The sequence below is a fragment of the Methylobacterium sp. Leaf361 genome, from assembly GCF_001424445.1.
Taxonomy (GTDB): domain Bacteria; phylum Pseudomonadota; class Alphaproteobacteria; order Rhizobiales; family Beijerinckiaceae; genus Methylobacterium.
Genome location: NZ_LMPY01000016.1, coordinates 100,957 through 108,288 on the forward strand (window position 1 = coordinate 100,957; position 7,332 = coordinate 108,288).

The 7,332-nt window shown below is 72.3% G+C and carries 6 protein-coding genes; 4 read left to right on the forward strand and 2 right to left on the reverse strand.

Annotated features, from left to right (window positions below):
- The first annotated feature begins 8 nt into the window (after positions 1 to 8).
- From ASG32_RS13875 to ASG32_RS13885, 3 genes are all read left to right on the forward strand, one after another.
- Positions 9 to 686, forward strand: coding sequence for a hypothetical protein (locus ASG32_RS13875; RefSeq protein WP_056526976.1), 678 nt, complete (start codon positions 9 to 11; stop codon positions 684 to 686).
- Positions 687 to 813: 127 nt separating this feature from the next.
- On the forward strand, positions 814 to 2,721 hold the full coding sequence (locus tag ASG32_RS13880; protein ID WP_199866118.1) for a glycosyltransferase family 2 protein: 1,908 nt from the start codon (positions 814 to 816) through the stop codon (positions 2,719 to 2,721).
- A complete protein-coding gene (locus tag ASG32_RS13885) occupies positions 2,718 to 4,352 on the forward strand; it encodes a glycosyltransferase (RefSeq protein WP_056526954.1) in 1,635 nt (544 codons plus the stop codon). The genes ASG32_RS13880 and ASG32_RS13885 overlap by 4 nt, the downstream gene beginning before the upstream one ends.
- 6 nt (positions 4,353 to 4,358) lie before the next feature.
- On the opposite strand, the gene purC is transcribed toward ASG32_RS13885, so the two are convergent.
- Both purC and nth read right to left on the reverse strand, forming a co-directional pair.
- Entirely contained in the window at positions 4,359 to 5,153 is a 795-nt protein-coding gene (gene purC / locus ASG32_RS13890) for a phosphoribosylaminoimidazolesuccinocarboxamide synthase (protein WP_010684691.1), read from the reverse strand.
- A gap of 241 nt (positions 5,154 to 5,394) precedes the next feature.
- A complete protein-coding gene (gene nth, locus ASG32_RS13895) occupies positions 5,395 to 6,075 on the reverse strand; it encodes an endonuclease III (protein ID WP_056526981.1) in 681 nt (226 codons plus the stop codon).
- Positions 6,076 to 6,314: 239 nt separating this feature from the next.
- Between nth and ASG32_RS13900 the strand changes: the two genes are divergently transcribed.
- Positions 6,315 to 6,836 carry a DUF2244 domain-containing protein gene (locus tag ASG32_RS13900; RefSeq protein WP_020092482.1) on the forward strand — a complete coding sequence of 174 codons (522 nt, stop codon included), beginning with the start codon at positions 6,315 to 6,317 and terminating at the stop codon, positions 6,834 to 6,836.
- Positions 6,837 to 7,332: the final 496 nt, after the last annotated feature.

The window sequence follows — 7,332 nt, forward strand, 5'->3', positions numbered from 1 at the left end:
GCCGTGCGATGATCGGACATCGGAACAGGAGCCTCACGCGGTCCCCGGACATGGCCCGGCGCCGGACCGTCGCTCTCCGGCTCGGCGGCTTTGTGCTCGCCGCGTCGCTCGCCGCCCCGGCCCAGGGCCGGGCCGAGGAGGGCAACATCTTCTCCAACCTGTTCAAGTACGGCGGCACGACGGTCCCGCCGTCGCAGCCCGAAGCCCTCGACCCGGCCTATTGCCCGACGGTCGAGGTCGCCGAGGGCGGGGCCGCCTCGCGCACGCTCGCGGGCGAAACGGTGCGCACCCAGTTCTCCCTCGGCCGTCTCGCCCGCGAATGCACGCGGCGTCAGGACGGCTCGATCACCGTCAAGGTGGGCGCCGAGATCAACGTCCTGCTCGGGCCGGCGGGCGCGCCGGGCCGGTTCGATGTGCCGGTGACGTTCCAGATCCGCCACGACGGCAAGACCGTCTCGAGCCGCACCGAGCGGGCCAGCGTGATCGTCGGGCCCGGAGAGGCGCAGGGCTTCGCCACGGTCGTGGCCGACGAGCTGCAGGTTCCGGCCGCCATGACGGCTGATTACGACATCGCGGTCGGTGTCGGGACCGGCAAGGGAGCGGGCGGCAAGCCCGCCGCGAAGCCGCGCCGCCGCAAACCGGCTGTCGCCGCGGCGCCACCCGGCGGAGGCGACGCTGCCCAGTGACGCCGCGGCGCGCCTCGGCGATCCGACCCCGCTGATTGCCCGGACCGGCCGCGACAGGCTCTGGCTCGGCCGGAAGACCCGGTTCCGGCTGGAATCCACGGACGATCCCGTCTTCGATCGCCGCCTCGTGCTCCCGGACCATCCCGCCGGCTGGATCGTGCTGAGCTATGCCGGCGATCCGACGAATGCGCCCCGGCGCCCGATCCTCCGCGTCCTGCGAGGGCCTGACGAGACGGTCCAGGACTTCCTCCTGCCGGGAGCCGCGCAGGGGCTCGCCCACTGGCTCGGGCTGATCCCCTCCGATACCCGGGAGATCCGTCTCTCTGCCGGTGCGGACTTCGCCCTGGAGCGGGTCGGCGCCCGGCGCGAGGTCGAGGTGCTCGCGCAGTGCCTCCTGCGCAGGCCCTGGCGCTGCGTCTCCGCCCTCTACGAGCGCGCCCGCGGCTCGGAACGGCGCTACCGCGACATCCTGCGCGGCGCCTGCGCGGTGACCCCGATGGCCCGGTTCCCGGCCTGGGCCGCCGCCCGGACCCGGCCCGCCCGCGTCGCGCCCTCCGCCCTGCGGATCCGCTGCGTCGTTCTCGCGCGAGCCGAGGACGCGGCGGCGCTGTCGGCCACGTGCGACGCGCTGAACGCGCAGACGCACCGCCCCGAGTCGATCCAGGTCGCGTGGGCGGGGACGCCGCCCGCATCGGTCGACGGGCCGCTGTCGCATCGAACCTGGGATGGGGCTTCCGGCTTCGACGCACTTTCCGGCGAGGCGGACGCCCTGTGCCTGCTGCGCCCCGGCGACGTCCCGGAGCCGGAGGCCCTGGCGCTGCTGGCCCAGGCCCTGTCGGGAGCGGACATCGCCTACGGCGACGCGCTCGGCCCCGACGGTCGCCCGCAACTGAAGCCGGACTGGAGCCCGGACCTCGCCCTGGCGACCGGCTATCCCGGGTTTCCCCTGCTCCTGTCGCGGGCGTGGCTGGCCGCGGCCATGGCGCGCCCGGTCGGCCCGATGGCCGCGCTCGCGCCGGCCATCGCGATCGCGGCGATGACCACCGCCGCGCGGGTGGCGCATGTCCCGCGGATCCTCGCCCGCAGCGCCGGAGACGGTCTCGACCCGTCGGCCCGGGCCGCGGCCCTGGACGCGCACCGGTCCGGACAGCCGCTGTTCCGCGCCGGGATCCACGACGGTGCCGTTCGCCTCGCGTGGCCCCTGCCGGATCCGGTGCCGCTGGTGAGCGTCGTCATCCCGTCGCGCGACCGCCTCGACCTGATCACCCGCGTCTGCCGCGGGGTGCTCCACGAGACAGCCTACGCGGCGATCGAGCTGATCATCGTCGACAACGGCTCCACCGATCCAGCGGTGCTCGACCACTACGCGACCCTGCGCGGCGATCCGCGCGTCCGGATCCTCATGGACCCGCAGCCCTTCAACTTCGCCGCGATGGTCAACGCCGGCGTCGCCGCGGCGTCCGGGACGATCGTCGTCCTGCTGAACAACGACGTCGCCGTGCTGGAGCCGAGCTGGCTCGAGGCCATGGTCCGGCAGGCGTGCCGGCCGGAGGTCGGCGCCGTCGGGGCGAAGCTTCTCTACGGCGACGGCACGCTGCAGCATGCCGGCGTCGTCGTCGGACTCGGCGGCCGGGCCGGCCACATCCTGCGCCGCCGGCCCGGTGACACGCCGGGCCATCTCGGCCAGCTGCGGGTGGCGCACGAGGTCTCGGCGGTGACGGCCGCCTGCCTCGCCGTCTCGCGGGAGAAGTATCTGGCGGTGGGCGGCTTCGACGCCGAGGCATTCCCGGTCGATTTCAACGACGTCGATTTCTGCCTCCGCCTCGCCGCCGCCGGCTGGAAGACGGTCTGGACGCCGGCCGCGACGCTGGCCCATCTCGAATCCGTCAGCCGCGGTCCGTCCGTCGGGGCCAAGCGCGCGCGCTTCGAGCAGGAGGCCGCCCGCTTCTCCGAGCGCTGGCGGGCCGTGATCCGGCACGATCCGTTCTACCACCCCGCCCTGTCGGTCACGACGTTCGGCGAGGATCTGGAATGACGCCGCGGTCGGACGGCGCATCGGACGGCGCGTCGGGCCACGATGCCGCGACGTATCTCGGACCGTCGCGCCGCTCCTGGCGCGCGCTGGCGGGCGCGACGCGCCAGCTCCTCGCGCATCCCCGGGCGGCGGCCGCGATCCTGCGCGCGCGCGTGACGGGTAAGCGCCTGCGCGCCCGGCAGGCGCTCGCCGCCCTGGTCGGGATCGACCATCGGCTCGCCCTGCCGCCCGGGATCCTCGACCGCTTCCCCCCCGCGCCGGCCGGTCCGGGAGACGCGATCCGCCTGATCGGCGACGGGGCCCTCGTCGCCGGTGCGCCCGGCCGGATCGCCGCCGCGTTCGCGCGCGAGCCCGACCTGCAGGCGCTGTACGGCGACGCCTTGGTGCAGGAGAGACACGGCGGCGCGGTGCTGCCGCTTCTGCCGCCGGTCTTCGACGCCGACCGGCTCGCGGCCCTCGATTATCTCGGACCCGTGCTGGCCTGCCGACGCGGCGCCCTCGAGCCCGGCGACGATCCCGGCAGTCCCGCCGAGGCCGCGTTCCGCATCGCGGAGCGCTTCGGTCCCGGCGCCATCGGCCACCTGCCGGAGATCCTGTCGGTCCGGCGCGGCGCCTCGACCGCGACGCGGGGCGGCGAAACCGGGCGCGTCCCCCACCACGCGCTGGTGCGCGATCACCTCGACCGGACAGGGCGGGAGGGCGTTGGCGTGGCCGTCGTGCCCGACGGTCTCGTGCAGGTCGAGCATCCCCTGCCGGACGAGCGGCCGCTGGTTAGCCTCATCGTGCCGACCCGCGATCGCCTGGATCTCCTGCGCCCCTGCCTCGAGAGCCTGCGAGGCTGCACCGACTGGCCGTCGACCGAGATCATCGTCTGCGACAACGACAGTCGCGAGCCCGAGACGCTGGCCTACCTGCGGGCGCTGGAGGGGGAGGGGAGGGGGCACGTCGTGCCCTGGCCCGGGCCGTTCAACTTCGCCGCGATGAACAACGCCGCCGCGGCCCGCGCCCGCGGCAGGCTGCTGGTCTTCGTCAACAACGACGTCGAGGCCTTCCGGCCCGACTGGCTGTCCCGCTTGGCCCGGGAGGCCCTCCGTCCCGACGTGGGGGCGGTCGGTGCCAAGCTCCTCGACGGCGAGGGCCGGATCCAGCACGGCGGCATCGTGCTCGGCACCGGAGGCCTCGTCACCCACGGGCACCGGCACTTTCCCGGCGATGCCCCCGGCTACCTCGGGGCCCTGCGCGTCACCCACACGGTATCGGCGGTGACCGCCGCGTGCTTGGCTGTCGAGGCGGCGAAGTTCCGCGCGGTCGGCGGCTTCGACGAGGCGGTCTTCGCGGTCGACTTCAACGACGTCGATCTCTGCCTGCGCCTGAACGCGGCCGGCTACCGCACGCTCCTGGCCCCCGGGGCGGTCCTCCATCACCGCGAGGCGGCGAGCCGCCGCTGGACCCGAGAGGCCCGGGCCCGCCACGCGCGCGAGATCGCGGCGCTGAGAACGCGATGGGGGTCGCTGCTGGTGCAGGACCCCCATTATCACCCGGGCTTCGACCCGGAACTCTCGACCCACGCGCGGCTGCGCGCGGGGTTTCCCGAGGCCGGACCGGCGCCCCTGCGCCGGCCGGGCGCCTGACCGGGCCTACTGCACGAGGCGCGGGCCGCCGCCCTGGACCTTCTCGTTCTCCGACATGATGCCGAGCCGCTTGGCGACCTCGGTATAGGCCTCGATCAGGCCGCCGAGATCCTTGCGGAACCGGTCCTTGTCGAGCTTGTCGGAGGACTTGATGTCCCACAGCCGGCAGGAATCCGGAGAGATCTCGTCGGCGACCACGATCCGCATCATGTCGCCCTCCCAGAGACGGCCGGTCTCCATCTTGAAATCGACCAGCCGGATGCCGACGCCGAGGAAGAGACCCGACAGGAAATCGTTGACGCGGATCGCCAGCGCCATGATGTCGTCGATCTCCTGGGGCGTCGCCCAGCCGAAGGCGGTGATGTGCTCCTCGGAGACCATCGGATCGTTCAGCGCGTCGTTCTTGTAGTAGAACTCGATGATCGAGCGCGGCAGCTGCGTGCCTTCCTCCAGGCCGAGGCGCGTCGCCAGCGACCCGGCCGCCACGTTGCGCACCACCACCTCGAGCGGGATAATCTCGACCTCGCGGATCAGCTGCTCGCGCATGTTCAGCCGGCGGATGAAGTGCGTCGGCACGCCGATGTCGTTGAGGTGCTGGAAGACGAACTCCGAGATCCGGTTGTTCAGCACGCCCTTGCCGTCGATGACCTCATGCTTCTTCGCGTTGAAGGCCGTCGCGTCATCCTTGAAGTGCTGGATGAGCGTGCCGGGCTCGGGCCCCTCGTAGAGGACCTTCGCCTTGCCCTCGTAGATGCGACGGCGGCGATTCATAGGCGTGTACCGTGGTTTGAGGAAGTCCATGGGCCGAGGCTCCTGATGCGCGACGATGGGGAGGAATCCGCGGCGCGGCGACCGGACGCGAGGTCGGGCCGCCGGACGGCCTCTGCCCGAGGGCCCCGGCGACCGGCCGCCAAACTAGCGGAAGCGGGCTTCCAGCACAACGCGTTAGCCCGCAGGGCGGGATTGCGGAGGCCGGTCGGGACGTGCCCGGGACGACCTCCGCGACCCGTCGCGCGCGCGTCTCGCGGTCGTCGTGCGGTCGTCAATCGATCGTCTTGGACGGGTAGCGGCAGAGGTCGGCGATGAGGCAGCGCGGGCATTCGGGCTTGCGCGCCTTGCAGGTGTAGCGTCCGTGGAGAATCAGCCAGTGATGGGCGTGGAGTCGGTAGGCATCCGGCACGATCGCCTCGAGCCCGGCCTGGACCTTGTCGGTCGTCGCGCCGACGAAGAGTGGGATCCGGTTCGAGACCCTGAAGATGTGGGTGTCGACGGCGATCCGCGGAACCCCGAAGGCGATGTTGAGCACCACGCTCGCGGTCTTGGCACCGACCCCGGGCAGGACCTGCAGGGCCTCCAGGCTCGCCGGGACCGCGCCGCCGTGCGTTTCCACGAGGATGCGCGAGAGGGCGACGACGTTCTTCGCCTTGGTGTTGAACAGCCCGATCGTGCGCACGAAGTCGCGGACCCGGTCCTCGCCGAGCGCCAGCATCTTCTCGGGCGTGTCGGCGATCGCGAAGAGCGGGCCGGTGGCGAGGTTGACGCCGCGGTCGGTCGCCTGGGCCGACAGCACCACCGCGACGAGGAGCGTGAACGGATTGACGTAGTGGAGCTCGCCCTTGGGCTCCGGCTCCGCCGCCTGGAAGCGGCGGAAGATCTCGGCGAGGGCCGCCGCGTCGACGGCCTCGGGGGCCGTATCCACCTGCGCGGTGACGGCCGGCCCGATCGGACCCCCGAGCCGCGCGGAGACGGCGCTCTCGGATGCTCCCTTGGACGCCCGCCCGGACGCCTTCTTGGACGCTCCCTCGGCCTTGCTCCCGGACCTGCCCTTGCCTCGCCGCGTCGGGGCTGTCCCGGATACCGTCTCGGACGCGGTCTCGGCCGGTCCCGCGGCGGCGCGACCGGCGCGATCCGTCACGGGCGGGGGAGTCTTTCTGGTGGGCATCGGCGCGTTATATGGATCGCATGGCGAGCGGCAATCCTTCCGTCCACCCGTACGGGCTCGATCCGGACACGATCGACCGGCCCGTCTTCACCGCGACGATCCGGCCGCACCAGTCGTTGAGCCGGCGCGGCTTCCGGGTGGTCATGACCGGCTGCTGCGCGGTCTCGGTCGCCGTGTCGGTCTGGGCGTGGCGCATGGGCTTCTGGCCCGTGGCCGGCTTCTTCGGCCTCGACATGCTGGCGATCTACGCGGCGCTGAAGGTGAGCTTCCGGCGCGGACGCTCGTTCGAGGAGGTGATGATCTCGCAGATCGAGATCCTGCTCGCCCGGGTCAGCCACCGCGGTGAGCGGCGGGAGTGGCGGTTCAATCCGCTCTGGACCAAGCTCGAGACGGTCGAGGACGACGAGTACGGCCTCCAGCGCCTGACCCTGGTCTCGCGCCGGCAGCAGGCGCTGGTCGCGCGCGACGCCGGGCCGGACGAGCGGGCGCGGGTAGCCCAGGGGCTCAGCGCGGCGCTCGCGCAGGTGAAGAAGGGGTACTGACCGGACCTCGGACCTCTCTGGCCTCCTGAGAGGGCAGGGAGGCGTCGCGGCAGCGATCGCCCGGGCCGTGCGAAAAAACAGCCCGGAGATGGAACAGGGCTGTTGACGGGCAAATTCGAGGGCTCTATACCCCGGCTCATCGGCGCCGGCCGCGGAAGTGGACCGGGCGCTGAGCCATCTTCTGACAAGCGGCGGGATTGGCCGGCGGGATTGCCGGGCGGTCTTCTGTTTGAGGGCATGTTCGGCTCCGCGCGAGANTCTATACCCCGGCTCATCGGCGCCGGCCGCGGAAGTGGACCGGGCGCTGAGCCATCTTCTGACAAGCGGCGGGATTGGCCGGCGGGATTGCCGGGCGGTCTTCTGTTTGCCTCTGATGAGCCTCGGGCGACCGAGGCGCTCTTTGACAAGTTGGAATGAGGAAGGGAGACGCGGGCGGCGTTTGTCCTTGCGGCTAGGTCGAGAGATCTAGCGTGAGTAGACTTGTGCCGATCTGTTG

What these genes read in the sequence shown, in the direction of transcription:
- purC (WP_010684691.1), bottom strand. Translation starts at nt 5,153, where the DNA reads ATGGACTTCCTCAAACCACGGTACACGCCTATGAATCGCCGCCGTCGC.
- ASG32_RS13875 (WP_056526976.1), top strand. Translation starts at nt 9, where the DNA reads ATGATCGGACATCGGAACAGGAGCCTCACGCGGTCCCCGGACATGGCC.
- ASG32_RS13885 (WP_056526954.1), top strand. Translation starts at nt 2,718, where the DNA reads ATGACGCCGCGGTCGGACGGCGCATCGGACGGCGCGTCGGGCCACGAT.
- ASG32_RS13900 (WP_020092482.1), top strand. Translation starts at nt 6,315, where the DNA reads ATGGCGAGCGGCAATCCTTCCGTCCACCCGTACGGGCTCGATCCGGAC.